Source organism: Arthrobacter sp. ok909 (genome assembly GCF_900104405.1).
GTDB classification, from domain to species: Bacteria; Actinomycetota; Actinomycetes; order Actinomycetales; family Micrococcaceae; genus Arthrobacter; species Arthrobacter humicola.
Map to the genome: position 1 here is coordinate 71,275 of NZ_FNJS01000010.1, position 16,905 is coordinate 88,179.

General features: G+C 67.0%; 13 protein-coding genes. 6 read left to right on the top strand and 7 right to left on the bottom strand.

Features of this window, described 5'->3' with window-relative positions:
- The first annotated feature begins 1 nt into the window (after position 1).
- Positions 2 to 1,327: a carboxylesterase family protein gene (locus BLR03_RS10285; RefSeq protein ID WP_091252237.1), complete on the top strand. Its 1,326-nt coding sequence runs from the start codon at positions 2 to 4 to the stop codon at positions 1,325 to 1,327.
- Positions 1,328 to 1,361: 34 nt separating this feature from the next.
- Here BLR03_RS10285 and BLR03_RS10290 read toward each other — a convergent pair whose 3' ends face one another.
- The 7 genes from BLR03_RS10290 to BLR03_RS10325 form a co-directional block, all read right to left on the bottom strand.
- Positions 1,362 to 2,192, bottom strand: a complete 831-nt coding sequence (locus BLR03_RS10290; protein WP_091252239.1) for an oxidoreductase — start codon at positions 2,190 to 2,192, stop codon at positions 1,362 to 1,364.
- A 204-nt stretch (positions 2,193 to 2,396) separates the two neighbouring features.
- A complete protein-coding gene (locus BLR03_RS10295; RefSeq protein ID WP_217639759.1) occupies positions 2,397 to 3,023 on the bottom strand; it encodes a cysteine hydrolase family protein in 627 nt (208 codons plus the stop codon).
- 1,190 nt (positions 3,024 to 4,213) lie between these two features.
- Positions 4,214 to 5,497 (bottom strand): cytochrome P450, encoded by a 1,284-nt coding sequence (locus tag BLR03_RS10305; RefSeq protein ID WP_091252242.1) that lies wholly within the window; start codon positions 5,495 to 5,497, stop codon positions 4,214 to 4,216.
- A 55-nt stretch (positions 5,498 to 5,552) separates the two neighbouring features.
- On the bottom strand, positions 5,553 to 7,184 hold the full coding sequence (locus tag BLR03_RS10310) for an FAD-dependent oxidoreductase (RefSeq protein ID WP_091252245.1): 1,632 nt from the start codon (positions 7,182 to 7,184) through the stop codon (positions 5,553 to 5,555).
- A 100-nt stretch (positions 7,185 to 7,284) separates the two neighbouring features.
- The gene (locus BLR03_RS10315) at positions 7,285 to 8,571 is read right to left on the bottom strand and encodes an ABC transporter permease (RefSeq protein ID WP_091252246.1); all 1,287 of its coding nucleotides are present in this window, start codon (positions 8,569 to 8,571) and stop codon (positions 7,285 to 7,287) included.
- On the bottom strand, positions 8,568 to 9,266 hold the full coding sequence (locus BLR03_RS10320; protein WP_091252248.1) for an ABC transporter ATP-binding protein: 699 nt from the start codon (positions 9,264 to 9,266) through the stop codon (positions 8,568 to 8,570). The genes BLR03_RS10315 and BLR03_RS10320 overlap by 4 nt, the downstream gene beginning before the upstream one ends.
- A gap of 122 nt (positions 9,267 to 9,388) precedes the next feature.
- A complete protein-coding gene (locus BLR03_RS10325; RefSeq protein ID WP_091252250.1) occupies positions 9,389 to 10,765 on the bottom strand; it encodes an alpha/beta hydrolase in 1,377 nt (458 codons plus the stop codon).
- 277 nt (positions 10,766 to 11,042) lie between these two features.
- Here BLR03_RS10325 and BLR03_RS10330 point away from each other — a divergent pair, with 277 nt between their 5' ends.
- The 5 genes from BLR03_RS10330 (at position 11,043) to BLR03_RS10350 (ending at position 16,890) form a co-directional block, all read left to right on the top strand.
- Entirely contained in the window at positions 11,043 to 13,652 is a 2,610-nt protein-coding gene (locus BLR03_RS10330; RefSeq protein ID WP_254788371.1) for a bifunctional lysylphosphatidylglycerol flippase/synthetase MprF, read from the top strand.
- Between the two features lie 242 nt (positions 13,653 to 13,894).
- Positions 13,895 to 14,215 (top strand): hypothetical protein, encoded by a 321-nt coding sequence (locus BLR03_RS10335; RefSeq protein ID WP_091252254.1) that lies wholly within the window; start codon positions 13,895 to 13,897, stop codon positions 14,213 to 14,215.
- Positions 14,212 to 15,138 (top strand): hypothetical protein, encoded by a 927-nt coding sequence (locus tag BLR03_RS10340; protein WP_091252257.1) that lies wholly within the window; start codon positions 14,212 to 14,214, stop codon positions 15,136 to 15,138. Before BLR03_RS10335 ends, BLR03_RS10340 begins: the two co-directional genes overlap by 4 nt.
- The gene (locus BLR03_RS10345; RefSeq protein WP_139184514.1) at positions 15,125 to 16,453 is read left to right on the top strand and encodes a V-type ATPase 116kDa subunit family protein; all 1,329 of its coding nucleotides are present in this window, start codon (positions 15,125 to 15,127) and stop codon (positions 16,451 to 16,453) included. The genes BLR03_RS10340 and BLR03_RS10345 overlap by 14 nt, the downstream gene beginning before the upstream one ends.
- The gene (locus BLR03_RS10350; protein WP_091252259.1) at positions 16,450 to 16,890 is read left to right on the top strand and encodes an ATP synthase subunit C; all 441 of its coding nucleotides are present in this window, start codon (positions 16,450 to 16,452) and stop codon (positions 16,888 to 16,890) included. The genes BLR03_RS10345 and BLR03_RS10350 overlap by 4 nt, the downstream gene beginning before the upstream one ends.
- Positions 16,891 to 16,905 lie beyond the last annotated feature (15 nt).

The following is a 16,905-nucleotide window of genomic DNA, read 5'->3' on the forward strand; positions in this document are numbered from 1 at the left end:
TATGACTGCGGACCATTCTTTCGTACCGCCGTGCGGTCCCGTCACCGGATGGCGCGACGGCGCCGTCGTGCGTGCCACCGGCATTCCATACGCCACCGCGGGCCGTTTTCAGCCGCCGGCGCCGGCCTCCGACTGGACGGACGTGCTCACGGCAACGTCCCTCTCCCCGGCGTGCCCGCAGGCCCCGGTCCCCTTCCTGGACGACGTGCTGGGCACCCGCTACGGCGAACTCCCCGGCGACGAGCATTGCCAGCATCTGTCGATCACCCTGCCCGCCGACGTCGAGGACGGCGAACGGCTGCCGGTCATGGTGTGGCTGCACGGAGGGTCCTACACGTCCGGCTCGGGGGACCTGGCGATTTTCGACCCGGCCGTGCTGGTTGCCGAAACCCGCGTCATCGTCGTCTCGGTGACCTACCGGCTGGGCATCTTCGGATATCTGTCCACCAGCACCGGCCGGCCCGCCAACCTGGGCCTGCTGGACCAGATCGAGGCGTTCCGCTGGGTGCAGCGCAACATCGCATCCTTTGGTGGCGATCCGGGCAGGGTCACCGCTTTCGGGCAGTCGGCCGGCGGCGACGCCGTCGCGCACCTCATGGCGACGCCGGACGCGGCGTCCCTCTTCCAGCGGGCCATCATCCAAAGCGCACCCTTGGGGATTACCCGCGGGCGGGAAAAGATGAGCGCCGCCATGGGCGCCGCCGCGGAAGCCGTCACCGACGCCACCCCGGCGATGGAGGTCGTCGCCCTCGAGGAGGACGTGGCCCGGGCTGCCAGCAAATTCGGGCTCATGGCTGCCATGCCGTTCGGAACCCAGTACGGGCACGCGCCCCTGCCGAAGGAATCCGAGGTTGACCAGGCCTGGAATGCTGCCGCGCCGGGGATCGACATCCTCATTGGCCACACGGCGGAGGAGGCCCGGCTGTTCCTGCCCCAAAGCCCCCGCCTCAGCCGGGTGGCGCGGATTCCCGTCGTCGGCAGCGCCGTGCTCAAGGCCGTCACCTGGGTGGTCACCGAAGTGGTGTACGGCAAGTCAGCCAGACAGTTTGCCAGACGGCATGTGCGCGCGGGCGGACGGGCCCACAGCTACGTGCTGTCCTGGCGGGCACCCGGCAACATTTACGGCGCCGCACACACGGTTGACCTGCCGCTGCTGTTCGGCCACCAGCGGACGTGGGAGTCCGCCGGACTCCTTGCCGGTGCGACCTGGGACGAGGTCAACGCCCATGGCCGGGCGATGCGGGCACTCTGGGCAAAATTCGCGTACGGGGAGAGCCTGGGGACCCGGGGCGAGATTCCCGGCTCGCTCCGGTACCGCGCGGTCTGAACGTAGGCCCGGGCGTTGACGCCGCCGGGCCTGTTCAGCCGTCGATGCCCGTGCTGAGGCTGAGCTCGCGCCATTGGTCCAGCTGCGTGCGCTGTGCGTCGGCGACGGCGGCAAAGGCGTCGAAAGCGTCTTTGCCGAGCACCATGAGCGAGGGTGGGTTGGCGCTGTCGACAACTGCCAGGATGGCTTCTGCGGCCTTGGCCGGGTCGCCCGGCTGAGTGCCGTGGACCGTGTCGTTCTCCTTGCGTCGCTTCCCGGCCGTCTGCGCATAGTCCGGAATCGCCGTCGCCGACTGGGTGAGTGAGCGGCCGGCGAAGTCGGTCCGGAACGCACCGGGCTCGATCACGGTGACCTTGATGCCGAGGGGCTGCAGTTCCTTGTGGAGGGACCCGGACAGGCCCTCCAGGGCCGCCTTGGTTGCCGAGTAGTAGCCGGACCCGGCCGGTGAGATGCGTGCTCCAATGGAGGAGATGTTCAGGATGTTCCCTGCCCTCCTCGCGCGCATGTCCGGGAGGACCGCTTTGATCATGTCGACGGCGCCGAAGACGTTCGTGTTGAATAACTGCCGGATGTCGGCGTCGTCCGCTTCCTCCACCGCGGCGCGGTAGCCGTAGCCGGCGTTGTTGACCAGCACGTCGATGCCGCCGAAGCGCGTCCGGGCCTGCTCAACCACCTGGCTGATCTGTGCCTTGTCGGTGACGTCGAGGGGGAGGGCCAGTGCGGTGCCCGGGTATTCGGCCGCGATGTCCTCCAGGGTGGCGGCGTTTCGTGCCGTGACGACGGCGTTGTGGCCGTGCGCGAGCACTGCTTGAGCGAGGGCCCGGCCAAGTCCGGTCGAGCATCCTGTGATGAGCCATGTAGACATCGGGACTTCCTTTCATGTCTCCGGAACCGGAGCTTGGAGACGGTCCGCGTGGGGCCGCCAGGGTTTCCTCTACAGAAAACCGCAGAATCGGCATGTTTGGGAGTGGCTGTTGATACAGGTAGTGACAGGCCCCCTCCGGACCGGCCGACCCGGGTGGAAGCGCACCTATGTCAGGGCGTTGCTTGGCCGGATGGAGCAGGATGGTCAGCCCCGACCTGCGGCCGCGTCGCGTCCTGCCTGAGTGCTGGCGAAAATGTCCGGTTTCGGGACGGGCGTGCCGTGTTCAACAGCGTCGATCCACTCACCGGTGGTCAGGACAGAGGCGAAGCGCGACTGCAGGACCATGAGCACGGCGGTGTGCAGCTTTTCGGCGCCCAGTGATCCCGCGTGGTTGGACATGGCTAGAGTTCCTGTGGCGTCGGAGAGGAACTCGACCTTCAGTCCACGGTGTGCCGCGTCCCGGGCGGTTGATTCGTCGCAGTTCTGCGTCATGTACCCGGCGATCACGACTGTGTCGATGTCACGCTCAGCGAGCCATTCCGCGAGATCTGTGCCGGCGAAGCAGGAGGGAAGGGTCTTTTCGATCAGGTGGTCATGGCTACGGTTGCTGACGACGGGATGCAAGGCGAATCCGTGGCTGCCGCGGGCGAAAATGGGCGATGTTTCCGGCGCAGTTTGCTGGACCGCAATGACAGGAATGCCCGCTTCCGTAGCGGCGTCCATGGCTTTGCCGATGTTGGCGAGGCTCACTTCCGGGTCGGGGAAACCGATCGGCAGATTTCCGGAGATGTATTCGTTCTGCACGTCGATGACGAGAAGGGCGCGGTTCACTTGGGCTCCTTGAATATGCGTGGCCGAGCGGGCGAGAGGCATCCCGGCGTTGCGATCCTAACCTCTTTCCGTGCGGGAGAGTCCCTCCCGCGCGCGCCGCACGGCCCCGGTGACCTCAGTTGGTAGATTCGCGAGCATGACCACTCCGGATACCAGCGTCAGGGCCGCGACCGAAGACGACGCCGCACGGCTGGCAGAGATTCACGTTGCGGCCTGGCGGGCCACGTACCGTGGCGTCATGACCGATCAGTATCTTGACGGCCTCGACGTCGGACGTGCGGCGTCTGTGTGGCGCCGCAATATCCTCGAGCCCCGCGAGGGGACCAAGCACCTCGTTGTCCAAAGCGGCCATGAGGTGACGGGATTCGCCATTCTCGGTCCCGGCCATCAGCTTTTACAACAACCGTCGCTGGTTCCACGACGGAGCGACCCTGGAGGACGCCAGATTCGATCCTCCCGTGTCAGAGAACCGGCACAGCCGGACCCTCCCTCGGGTGAGGTAACCGGCTCATTCAGACGTGGCAGACTTCGGCAACGATCAGGGCACGAATCCGGCACAACCGTGTCCCCGGGCTGTTGTTCCGCCGACAATGACCGCATGGCATTCTGTCTGAAGTACCGTGGCCGGCGGTTCACGACCGCTGCGCTGATGGGTGCCCTGTTGCTGCTTGCCCCGATTTCGGGTTGCTCTTCGTCGGCAGTTCTCCTACACATTTGTCGTACCTCTTCGGGCGGTGGCCGGAGATGCGGTGGTCACCGCCGTGCCGTACAACATTGACTGGCGATGACACCGGTAGGCACAACCGCGTGGCGGGCTCAGGGGATGTCCTTCTGGAGCGGGTGTCGTGCGTGATTCCGATGAAGCCCCTGGCTATTAGGCGTTAAGAGCCGTGCCGCGGGGAAGGCACTTTTTGGGAGCTTCAGGACCCGTGGCGTATGTTCTGCGCCCTGAACGTCGAGTAAGCTCGCCGTCATCAGCTGCAGCATGTGGGGACCTGTCCCACGGGACCCACATCTTGGAGTTGGGCCTCGACCACGGCCGTCTCAATTTTCGCCTCGTCGGAGACGACGCGGACACGCAGAAGCTGGAATCGGAAGGCGCCGCCAGGATTCACCAGAACATCTACCGCTAGCCGGCCAAGGCCAAGGCCAAGGCCAAGGCCAACGCCGGGGCCGCAGCCAACGCCGGGTCAGTCGGCCCTACCGGACCGTGCCGCCGCCGGTGGCCCGGCCAGGGCGCGGACGCCGTCGACGTCCACCCGGAGGTGGGAGGGGCCGCGCAGGAACGGGCTCGGCCGGTACGGGGGCGGGTCGGAGACCAGCCGCGGGTTCTCCAGCCTGGTGGCGAAGGCGGTGAGGGCGATTTGCGCTTCCAGCCGGGCCAGAGGCGCCCCGAAGCAGAGATGGACGCCGCCGCCAAAGCCGAGGTGTTGGTTGTTGCGCCGGTCTGGGATGAAGAGGCCGGGATCAGCCACGTGGGCGGGGTCCCGGTTGCCCGCGGCCAGGACCAGGGTGAGGGAAGCACCGGCCGGGATGGTGGTGCCGGCGATGTCGATGTCATCCAGGGCGGTTCTGAACGGGACGAAATGTACGGGCGGCTCGTAGCGAAGCAGCTCCTCGACCATGGGGATGGCCAGGCCGGGATCATCGCCCAACCTTTGGAGCTCGGCCGGGTGGCGCAGCAAGGTCAGGGCGCCGTTGGAGATGAGGTTCACGGTGGTTTCATGGCCGGCGATGAGCAGGAGAAGCCCGGTGCCCACCAGTTGTTCGTCCGGCATGCGGCCTTCCGGGCCGTCATCGGTGACCATAGCTGACAGCAGGTCAGTCCCCGGAGCGCGCCGGTGGGCGTCGACCAGCTCCTGCATGAAAGCCCGCAGTTCCTTGCCGGCCTCAATCCGCTTCTTTTGCTGTGTTTCGGGATCGAGGCCGGGATCCGTGGATTGCAGGGCAACGTCCACCCAGACCCGGAAGCGCTGTTCGTCCCCCGGAGGCACTCCAAGAAGTTCGCAGATCACCGTGACGGGCAGGGGATACGCGAGGTCATCGACGACGTCGATCCGGCTTCGGGCCGCCATGTTGTCGATGAGGTCGGTGACAATTTCCGTCATCCTTGCCTCCATCCCCGCGACCCTGCCCGGCGTGGTGGGCGATCCGAAATGCCGCATGGTGATCCGCCGGAACTTGTCGTGATCAGGAGGATCCATGCTCAGGAACGTTGGAGTCATGCCCGGCCCGTCCCCTTCCTCGTCCTCACCGGCGGCGGCGCGCATCGCAGCGGCCGCCGGGTTGCGCTCAATGTCGGAACTGACCCGCGGATCGTGCAGCAGGGCGGCGATCTCCGCGTAGGTGCTCACGAGGTAGCTTCCGTCCGGAAGCCGTGTCACCGGGGTCTTGCGGAGCTCGTCGTAGAAGGGGTACGGGTTGGCCCGGTTGGAGTAGTCGAGGATCTGCTCCCATGTGCTGGGCTGGGACAAGGCGAAGGCTCCTTGGGTCGTGGGGCCGGTGGTTGCCGGTCTCCGGGGCGGCGGTCTACGGGACGCGGCGGTCAGTCAGCCTGGCGCGTCGCTCATTGGGATAGTGGCCTGTTACGACGACGGTCGCGTCCTGGGTGGGGTTGGCGGCGGCCGGGAATCCGGCCGGCACCGGCCGGGCTTCGGCGGGTTCGTCAACATGGTGGAACGCGGGCGGGAACGGCGCCGCCTGCTCGATCAGCGGTTCGTAGAATTCCAGCCATTTGTTCTGGTTGAACGCCACCGCGGCCACGATGCGTCCCTTGTAGCCGTAGACGGCCAGGAACCGCCGCAACGCGACCGATCCTTGCACGATGGCGACCTCATCCGCGACCGAAGGCACGCCCACGCTCTTGATTTCGGTGCCGAACTGGACGGACCAGAATTTCGGCACGGCAAGGTGCGGCCAGCGTTCGGTCTCACCGCTGACCATATTGTGTGCTGCAACCTCGGCCTGGGAGATCGCGTTGCCCCAGTGCTCGACGGCGAGGAACTGGTAGCCGAACATCGGCTGCGGGGCGCGGGACGCGTCGCCGGCGACGAAGACATCGTCAGTGACCAGCCCGTTGACATCGAAAGCGCGGCAGCCGGCGTCGCACGCGACGCCCCACGGGCCGCTCGCCAACCCAGAACCGGCGAGCCATTCGGCGTTACGGACGGCCCCGAGCGCGGTGACGGCCACGTCCACGTCCAGCGTTGTGCCGTCGGACAGGTGGGCGCGGCACAGCTGTCCGGTCGCGTCGCCTTCGAGCGAAACCACCCTGACGCCGCAGCGCAGATCCACGCCGTTCTCTTCCTGCAGTTCTCCGGCGATTGCGCCGATCACACCGCCGAGCGCCGCGCCGAGCGGTGCCGGACCCGCCTCCGCCACAGTGACCGGCAGGCCGAGTTCGCGGCACACCGAAGCGACTTCGCAACCGATGAACCCGGCGCCAATGACCAGGACCCGACGAGGGCGGCCGGCCAGGAGCTTCCGAAGCGTGGCCGCATCCTCCCGGGTTCGCAAGGTCAGGACTCCTGCCAGCGCCGCCTCCGCTGCGTTGGGCCAGGACCGGGCCCGCACCCCGGTGGCGATCAACAGCTTGTCGAACCCGATCCGGCTACCGTCGGCGAGCTGTACCTGTCGTGCGGCCAGATCCAGTCCTGTGGCCGCGACGCCCAGACGCCAGTCGACGTCGAGGGGCCGGCGGCGTGGCAGCGACGTGTCTTCGGACCGTACCGCACCGGCCAGGACCTGTTTCGACAGCGGCGGCCGGTCATACGGCTCGTGTGTTTCCTCGCCGATCAGGGTCAGCGAGCCTGTGAACCCCTCCTCGCGCAGCCGTTCCGCTGCACGCAGGCCGGTCAGTGACGCGCCTACGACGACGATCCTTCCGGATCGTTTGAACGTGCCCCCGTTGCTTCCGATAGCGGCTGCCGTACCTGGGGTTTCTGCCGGAGGTTGCGAACTCGCCGGCTCCTCAAGCTGGTCGAGCCGGATGGCCTGTACGGGGCAGGCGGCCGCGGCCCGCCGGATCCGTGTTCGCTGTTCCTCGTCAGGGGCGGGGTCGTACGTGAGTGCCTCGTCCCCCTGGATCGTGAAGACGTCCGGGGCGAGGAAGGCGCACTGCGCGTAACCCTGGCATTTAGTGAGATCGACGACGAGTCTCATGCCGAACTTCTCCCTGTTTCGTCAAGCCAATCGAGTCTAAGCCTCGCGAGCCGGCCGCGGAAGAGGCCTGCGGCCGGCAGCGGCGAGGCCCTGGCCTGCCTTATTCGTAGCGGAGGGCATCGATCGGGTTTTGCCGCGCTGCCCGCCACGCCGGGAGGGTTCCGGCGATGAAGGCGATGGCCATCACCAGGAGGATGACGCCGGCAACGGAGCCGGGAGCGAAGGCGAGGATGTGGAGCCCCTCCAGATCGCTGAGGGGCCCGCGGGCCAAGGCGCCGCTCACTGCGGTGCCGAGCCCGATTGCGGCAGCGGAGCCGATGGCGCTTCCGAGGAAGCCGATAAATGCCGCTTCGGTGCTGAAGAGCGCGAAGACGGATCCACTGCCCATGCCCATGGCTTTCATGAGGCCGATTTCCCGGGTGCGTTCCTGCACGGACATCAGCAGGGTGTTCACGATCCCGAAGCCTGCGGCCACCAGGGCGATGACGGCGAAGGCGTCCAGGACGCCGATGATCCCGTTGATGACGGTTTTGACCGTGCCGATCCGGTCATCGAGGGTCTGGGCGGTGTAGCCGGCTGCGGCGAGCTTGCCCTTCATGTCGTTGACCTGGGCGGCGGAGGACGGTGCGAAACTGGCTGTCACGTTCGCCCAGACGGACTTTGACGCGGCCGGTGCGCCGGTCCCCTGGGCATCGGCGAGGGCTGTTGAGAGGGCCTTGTTGATGAAAGCGCCGCCGCCGCCGAGCAGGGCGCTCTGTTCAATGCCGGTGATGCGGGCGGTGATAGGGTGCATGGTTCCGGTCGCGTCGGTGATGCCGATCGTGGCGTCCTGACCCACGGCCTGGTTATTGTCTGCGAAGCCGAGCGGGGCCACGTAGCTGGAGGGAAGGATCAGCTGCGGCTGGGCTGCGGAATCGTCCAGGGCAGCGCCCGCCGCGAGCTGCGGCTGCGCCCCGGCAAGGGGGCTGACCGACAGCTGGTACCTGTCGTGGTCGTTCCATTGGATGAAGTCCGGGCTGAGCCGGGTCACCGGGGTGACGCCGGTGATACCCGGGATGGCGCCGATCGCGTCCAGATCGGCCTGGCCGAGGGCCAGCTGAGTGGAACCCGGCCGTCCGCCGGCCGCAAGGACTTTCGTAGTGGCGTCGTATTTCTTCGGTCCGGAGGCAGGATTGCCGCTCGTGTCAGTTTTACCGACCGTGAAGGAATTGCTGGAGCCGACGGCGGCGATCTGGCTGTCGATGTAATTGGAGATGCCGGTGCCAAGGCCGTTGGTAATGGTCAGGGTAAAGGCTCCGACGAAGATCGCCAGGATGGTCAGCAGCGTGCGCAACTTGCTGCGGAAGCTGTTCGCCATGGCGGTCTTCAGGATTTCGAGCGGGTTCATGCCGCGTGCTCCTCGTCGGTGTTGATCAGCAGGCCGTCACGGATATAGAGACGGCGGTTGAAGCGGGCGGCAAGGTCGTGGTCGTGGGTGACGGTGATCAGGGTGATGCCGTGGTTGGAATTGAGGTCGAACAGGATGTCCTCGACGATGCGCCCGGTGGCCGTGTCCAGGTTCCCGGTGGGCTCGTCCGCGAACAGGACCTGGGGACTGTTGATCAGGGCCCGGGCGATGACGACCCGCTGTTTCTGGCCGCCGGAGAGGTTGCCGGCTTTGTTGCTGGCCTTGTCGGCCAGTTCGAGCTGTTCCAGGACGGCCATCCCGCGGGCGCGTCGTTCACGGCTGCCGACGCCGGCGATCTTGAGGGGGAGGACGACGTTCTCCAGCACGGTGGAACCGGGGTTGAGGAAGAACTGCTGGAACACGAAGCCGAACATGGTGTTCCGCAGCGCGTTGAGCCGCCGGCCGCTCAGGGTCTTCGCGTCAGTCCCGTCGACGTGGACCTGCCCGCCGCCGGGGGTGTCCAGGAGCGCGAGGATGTGCATCAGCGTTGATTTTCCGGAGCCGCTCTTTCCCACGATCGCCACGGAATCTCCGCGGCCGATCTCCAGGGAGACGCCTTTGAGGGCGTCGAAGCGGTCGGGCCCGCGACCGTAGGTCTTGGTGAGGTCTTGGGCGGCCAGAATTGGCACAGACATGGGGTTCCAATCAGGAGGTGGGACTAGATAAAGGTCAGGGGAGGAGGGTTAGGCGGTGTCGGGCCGTCGGCCGCCCGGCACGCGAGCTCAGAAGCCCAGCGGACTGAGGGCGGTAGCGGCCCTCATGACGGGGCCAGGCCGAATCGCTGGAAGAGCAGCGGCAGACCGGACTTGAGGCCGTAGCTCACAGCGTCCCCGCGGTGTCCGATTCCGGGCCCGACGAACCGGCGCGTTGTCATGCCGGCGGCCTTCGCGTACTTCTCGGCCGCGGCGCTCTGGGGCCCGTATTGCGGGTCAAGGGCGCCGTTAGTGAAAATGGCGAGCTCATCGGCGTACTTGTGGGCTTTGAGGATCGTTGCGGGCTTCTCCGCAGTGAACGCGGCCTGGCTCCCGCCGAAAATGGTTTTCACGGTATTGGCCGCGGTGCCGTCCACAGGTTCCAGCTCTCCGGAGATGTCCAGCAGCGAGCCGAAAATCTCCGGTCGCTTGGCCGCGAACGAGAGCGCGCATTCCCCGCCGTTGGAATATCCAGCCACGGCCCACTGGGTCCGGTCGGTCGCCACGTTGAGGTTCTTGCGGATGTAGTTGACGACGTCGGTAGTGACATAGGTGTAGACGTTGCCTTTGGCGGAGTCGACGCAGACAGGATTCTTGTAGGGATCGCCCAGCTGATCCACCGTGAGGAGCAGCGGGGCCAGTCCGTGGTTTTGCTGTGCCAGGGCATCGAGTTCCTCGACGGCGGATTTGCTCTGTTCGGGGCCTCCGGGCTGTCCCATCATCATGATGACGATCGGCAGGGACGGCGGGTTATCCACCAGGGCGGCGGGCGGCAGGTAGAGGAAGGCGTCCCGGGCGTGGAATCCGGAGGCATCGGCCGGAATCGTGACTGACCCGCTGCGTCCGACCGCCGGCATCCCCGCAGGTGCCTTCCAGCTTTGCCAGAGGGCTGACCCGGCTCCCGGCTGTTGTGCCGTATTCAGTTTGGGCAGGGTCAGATGCTTGGCCTGGTTCATGCCCACCATGGCTCCCAATGTCGGGTTCAGTCCGTATCCGGCGTTGATCCCGAGCGCTGCTGTCGCAACGAACAACAGGCAGGCGAGGACGGCGACCGCCTTCCGCCACCAGCGGGACCGCCACAGGCTCGCACTAGCCAGGCCGAGCCCCGCGAACGCGACAATCACCCAGGTGCGGGTGTCCGTGTCCAGCGGCAAACCGAAGACGTTCAGCACCACTTCGGAGACAAACAGTGTCAGTGCTCCGGTGAGGGCGCCGGCGGCCGCGGCTACGGCCGCTGTGACGAGCCACCTCCGCCGTCCGGGCAGTCTTGCTTCGGCCGACGCCGGGTCACTGACCTCCCCGGCTGATGGCCCCGTCTGGCGGGCCCGGCGCGGCAGGAGCCCGGCGCGCAGGAACAGGAAGAGGACCGCGAGGGCGGAAACGGCATAGAAGGAATAGAGCAACGCCGCATCGATGACACTGACATTGAGGAGCTGCTCCATCGTGTTTCCTCCTGTCCGCGATTGGGGTTACGGCCGGCGGTCCACCAAGGCCGGACGCTGCTCCGCACAGGGAATGCAAGCGCCTTCAGGGGCTTTTATAGCACGCCAGCCGTGGGCGAAGCTGGGAGTTTGAGGGGTGCTAGCATCGTTCCGGCCCTGGGCCGCCGTCGATGAACGATCAGGGGAACAGCCTTTTGCGGGCTCGGACGTAAGTGGTCAAATGGAAGCGACAGGATGGGCCTGCCTTGAGTGTCCCGAAATCCTGAAAGGATCCCCAGTGCCAGAATCGCCGCCCCTCGCCGGGCACAGGCGGACCCGTCGCCGCAGGTCAGCGAGCTGGCTGCTCTCGGTGTTGCGAGGGGCTCCCGTCACACTGGCGTTTGTCGCCGTCTTCTGGATCCTGGGTCTTCTTTCCTCGAGCATCGTCTCCGGCCCTGCACTGCACTGGAGGGCCAATGTGGCGGCAACGGCGCAGTCGTTTCCGAACCATTGGTGGACGCCTCTGACCGCCGCGTTCTGGGCCCGGGACCTGCTCGGCTATGTGGTGGGAACGGTGCTGGTGCTGTTGGCCTGCATACCGTTGGAACGGCAGCTGGGCAGCAGGAAATTCGCACTGGCGGCGGTTGCGACCCAGATTGCGGGGCTCATGGCGGCCGCAGGATTTTGGGCGGGCACCCGTGCCCTGACGGGGAACTGGGCCCGGGAAGTGGGCGGAACGTTTTTTCTTGGCCCGAGCGCTTTCATCTGCGGGACCGCCATGGCCGCCACGGCTTCCATGGGCACCTTGTGGCGGCGGCGGATCCGCCTGGGACTCTTTGGGCTCCTGATTCTTCTCGCCCTCTACAACGGGGGGTTCGCCGATCTGGCGCGACTTGGAGCCGGTGCTGCGGGCGCGCTCCTGGGCCCGGTCCTTCTGGGCCGCCGCCCCCGGCTGGTACGCCCGGTGAGTTCAAGGCATGAGGGGAGGATCCTCATAGCCCTCCTCGTGGCAGTCTCGGCCGTCGGACCGGTCGTTGCGGGCCTGGCCCCCCACGCTGTCGGGCCGCTCTCGGTTTTGCGCTTCCTCTTCACGGACATCCGGCCCGTGGACCCCCAGACACTGCAGAACATCTGCGCAGTCCCGGCCCAGCACCGGGACTGTGAGGCCGCGCACCTGCAACTGAGGGCAGGGGCGGGCGCAATCTTCATGGCGATTGTTCCGTCCTTTCTTCTGCTGCTGCTCTCTGAGGGCCTCCGACGCGGACGGCGCTTCGCCTGGGCCGGTGTGCTGGTGGTCCAGGCCGCGCTATCACTGCTGGCCCTCATTACGTTGGTGGGGGTGCTCCTGGCAGCAGGGCCGGACACGGTCGCGGGGGCATTGGTGGATGCGAGCCAGCCGGGCCACAGCACCCAACCGCTGGCACTTGTGGTCCCGCTTCTTGTCCCCGTCATGATTTTCGGTGTGGTCTTGGCCTGCCGGAAGTTGTTTCCTATCGCCGCACCCCCCGGGACGTACACCCGGCTCGCCCTGCAGGTCCTGGCCCTGGCCGGCGTCCTGGGCGTTATCTATGTCGCGGCCGGGCTGGTCCTCGCAGCGGATTTCACCCCCGTCCCCGGACTCGCCGATCTGGTGGCCGACGTCCCCGACAGATTCCTGCCGCTGGGCTTCACGGTGGACGTTCCACCTGCCTTCTTCCCGGAGAGCACCTTGGCAGTTCTGCTCTACGAGGGAGTCGGCATTGTCTTCTGGGCCATCACGGGCGTGCTGGTCCTTAAGTCCTTTGTCCGTCCGACCCACCCCCGGCACGGCGATGACAAAGACAAAGCGTTGGCGATTCTCACATCACAGGAAGGCAGTTCAATGTCCTGGATGACCACGTGGGCCGGGAACGCCTACTGGTTCTCCCACACGGGTCAGAGCTTCATTGCCTACCGCGTCATCGCGGGGATCGCCCTGACGGCCGGCGGCCCCGTCGGACCCAAGAACCTGACCCCGGCGGTAGTGGAGGAGTTCTACGGCTATTGCCGGACCAATGGGTGGACGCCCTGCTTTTACTCCGTTGCTGCGGAGGTCCGGGATGCCGCATCCGGCCTCGGCTGGGATTCCGTCCAGGTCGCCCAGGAAACCGTCCTGCCCCTGGACACCCTGTCGTTCAAAGGGAAGAGATTCCAGGACATACGCACGGCCTTGAACAACGCGGCCAAGGCCGGAATCCATGCAGAATGGGTTCGCTATCCCACGGCCGGCCTGGGCATCCAGACCCAGATCCTGGCCATCTCCGAAGAATGGGTCGCGGACCGCAAAATGCCCGAAATGGGGTTCACCCTTGGCGGGCTCGACGAACTCAACGACCCTGAAGTTCGCTGCCTGCTCGCCATTGACGCCCACCAACAGGTCCACGCGGTCACCTCCTGGCTTCCGGTCTACCGCAACGGACGGATCGTCGGCTGGACCCTTGATTTCATGAGGAGGCGCAGCACCGGCTTCCGGCCGGCTATCGAGTTCCTCATAGCCTCCGCAGCAACGACCCTCAAGGATGAGAACTGCGAATTCATCAGCCTCTCGGGGGCGCCACTGGCCCGGGTGTCTCCCACCCTCCACCCGGACGGGACGCCGGATCGTCCGCCTGCGACCGCCGGCCTGGACCGGCTCTTGGATCGTCTGGGATCCGCCCTTGAACCCGTCTACGGCTTCCGGTCCCTTTTGGCTTTCAAGAGCAAGTTTCATCCCCGCTATGTCCCTCTCTACATGGTCTATCCGGACTCGGCAGCCCTGCCCGGCATCGCCAATGCCCTCACCCGCGCCTACCTGCCGGACCTGTCCCTGGGGGAGGGGTTCCGGCTCCTGCGCAGCATAATTAGCGAACGGGTCGGGACGGTTGGGCATCCTGGTCGTCGGCCGCAATGAGGACGGACGACCTTGGGGTCTTTAGTCTCTGCCTTCGTGCCAGGAGCGAGGGGATGATGTGAGGACCTGCTCAGGAATGTGGCTCTGCGGACCCGGAAGGCGGCCCTGAGGAATTCCCGGGAGACGAGATGGCGCGATTGAGTATTCTGGACCGTTTCAGGCCTGTAGGTACCCCGGGAGCTGCCGGGCCGGCCGGGGTGCCGGCTGCAGACGACCAAGGGCGGGCTGCAGAACTGGCACCTGTGTTCGCTGCACTCGCCGGCGACGTAGCAGCATGCGAGGCGCTCGTTGCGGAGGCACGCCTCAGCGCGGAAGGAGACGTGGCCCGGGCCCGCGCCGAAGCGGCAGCAATCGTGGCCCGGGCCCGGCTTGACGCCGAGGCGGCACGCGTCAGGGCCGCCGCCCGGATCGAACAGGATGCGTCGGAGCGGGACGCGCAGCTGCTGGAACAGGCACGCCAAGAGGCTGCAACACTGGAAAAGACCGGCCTGGCGCGCATTCCCGCCGTCGTCGGCGAGGTCATCGACAACCTGCTGACTCCACAGAGCGCCGAGCAGTCATGAAAGCCGACTGGGTCGCGGCCTCTGTGCGTGCCCGGTCCATGGCGCAGCGGCGCGCCGGTGCCGGGACCAGCCGGGCGATGGCCACCCAGCCGACGCTGGACAGTGCCGTGGCCCTCCTGCGGGAATCGAGCTACGGGCAACGCCTGGCCGGGGCCCGCGGGCTCGCGGCCGCCGAACGTGCCGTCCAGGAAACCGTCCTGTGGCAACTGAGGGTGCTGGCGGGCTGGCTTCCGGCGTCAGGCACGGCGCTCGCTCGGACTGCTGCCGGGATTTATGAAATCGAAAACATTGCGGCCCTAGCTCATCACCTTGCCGGCGGAGGACCCACCCCGGAGTTCTACGCTCTTGGGGCGCTCGCCACCGCGTGGCCCCGGCTCCGGACGGCGGGCTCGGCCGAAGAACTCGCCGCCATCCTGCGCGCCAGCGCCTGGGGTGACGTCGGCACCGCCGGACCGGGCCCGATGCGGGATGCACTGACCGTCGCATGGGCGCGAAGGCTGGCCGCCACGGCAGCCGCGGCGCGGCCGTGGTGCGGCGCGGCGTGTGTACTCGTGGCCGCCAGGATCGTGCTGGTCGACGGCGCCGCTCCCTCCGCGCAGGTGTTGCACCTGTTGCGTCCAGTACTTGGCAGTTCCTGGGAAAGCGCTAGCGACATCCAAGGGTTCACCGCCGCCCTTCCGCACTCTCAACAGGGCGTAGTGCTTGGCGTTGCGTCCCCCAAGGACCTCTGGCGTGCTGAGGCGCGGGCGTATGCCGCGGCGGAGAACGATGGATTCCGTCTACTCCGGGGTTCGATGCCCGGGCCGGACGTCGTACTCGGCGCCATCGCGGTTCTGGCCCTGGATGCCTGGCGTGTCCGAGCGGCGCTGGCGGCGGCTGCCGCCGGCGCGGGGTCAAGCGAGGTGCTCGATGCCGCGGCGTGAATCTCTGGCTCCCGTCCGGATGGAACGGGTGGCCCTCGTGGTCCCCGAGCAGGACCGTCAGCGCATGCTCGCAGAAGTGGCCCGCAGCGCCGTCGTCGAACTTGACCTTCCCTACGCGCCGGGCCGCGGCGCCGAGGAACTGGACAAGGCGGTGGCCGCCGCTAGCGTCTCCGGGCCTGCCGCGGCGCTGGCGGCCTGGGCACCACGGCGCGAAATTCCCGCACTGACGGCCAGGCTTGCCCCGCTCGGGGCCGCCGTTGTCCCGCTGCCGCGGCCGAAGTGGATCCAGCCACCCACGCTGCTTGGCGGACAAGCGCGCAGCGGCGTGTTCCGGACACTCGTCGATACCTATGGAACCGTTCCCTACGCGGATCTGGATCCCACGTGGGCCGCCGGCGTGGCCTACGTGCTGATGTTCGGGATGATGTTCGGCGATGTGGGACACGGCGCGATCCTGCTGGGCATGGGACTCTTCCTCCGCACGGGCCGGAGCAAAAGACTGGCCAAACTGCACAAGACCTGGCCGTTCGTGAGCGCAGCCGGGTTGGCCGCGATGTTCTTCGGCGCGCTGTACGGGGAGGCCTTTGGCCCCACCGGCCTGGTGCCGGTGCTGTGGCTGCAACCCCTGGAAGACCCGGTGCAGTTCCTGATCGCCGGCCTGTGGGTGGGAGCGTTGCTGCTTGCCGGCTCCTACGCCGTCGGCACCATCAACCGTGTCAGGGAGGGCGGCTGGGCCTACGCCCTGTACGCCCGCTCGGGCGTCGCCGGCTCCCTTCTGTTCCTTGCTCTGGGGCTCCTCGTCTGGGGACTCGCGACGGGCACCGGGTCCCTGACGGCTGCCGCGGCGGTCATCTGTCTCGGCGCACTCATCTTCATCTACATCGGACTCTTCGTAGAAGCCGGAGGCGGGGCCACCGCCGTCTTCCAGGCCCTGGTCGAGCTTGTGGACACGGTGATCCGGCTGGGCTCGAACCTGGTCTCCTTTGCCCGACTCGCTGCCTTCGGGTTGACGCACGCAGCGTTGTTGACGGTGGTCTGGAACGGGACGACGGCGTTGTGGGGACCGGATTGGCGCGCTGCCGCCGCCGTCCTGGTGTTCGTCGTCGGAAATGCCGTGACTTTCGCACTTGAAGCGCTGGTGGCCGGAATCCAGGCCCTGCGCCTCGAATACTACGAACTTTTTTCCCGCGTCTTCCAGGCCGAGGGGCGCCCGTTCAGGCCGTGGTCACCGGAACTGACCACCACCGCCGGGGATCCGGCCGCCGCCACTTCGGTCATCCCGTCCGGCACACCGGCTGAAAGGCAATCACCGTGAACCTCTGGTTCGGCGCCATCCCTGTCTTCCTTATCGCCGCTACAGGAGCCGTCCTCCTCGTCAAACGCTGGCGAAAATCGGCATTCAAGGTGCTGGCGGCGCTCAACGTCGCCGTGATGGGAGGAGCCCTGGCCCTTCTGGCCGGCGCGTTGAGTGCAGGCCCGGCCGCCGCAACAGGCCAGGTGCCTGCCCTGGCCGCGGCGGCCGCTGACACGACCACCGGTGCCGGCGGATCGGCCCTGATCGCGGCGGCCATCGCCGTGGCCGGCTCATCGATCGGGGCGGCATTTGCCGTGGCCTACACCGGATCGGCGGCACTGGCGGCAATGAGTGAACGCCCGGAAATCTTCGGCCGGGCCATGGTTGTTGTCGGGCTCGCGGAAGGAATCGCCATCTATGGCCTCATCATCGCCATCATCCTTATCGGCAAGGCATGAGCGCGGAGAGCTGGA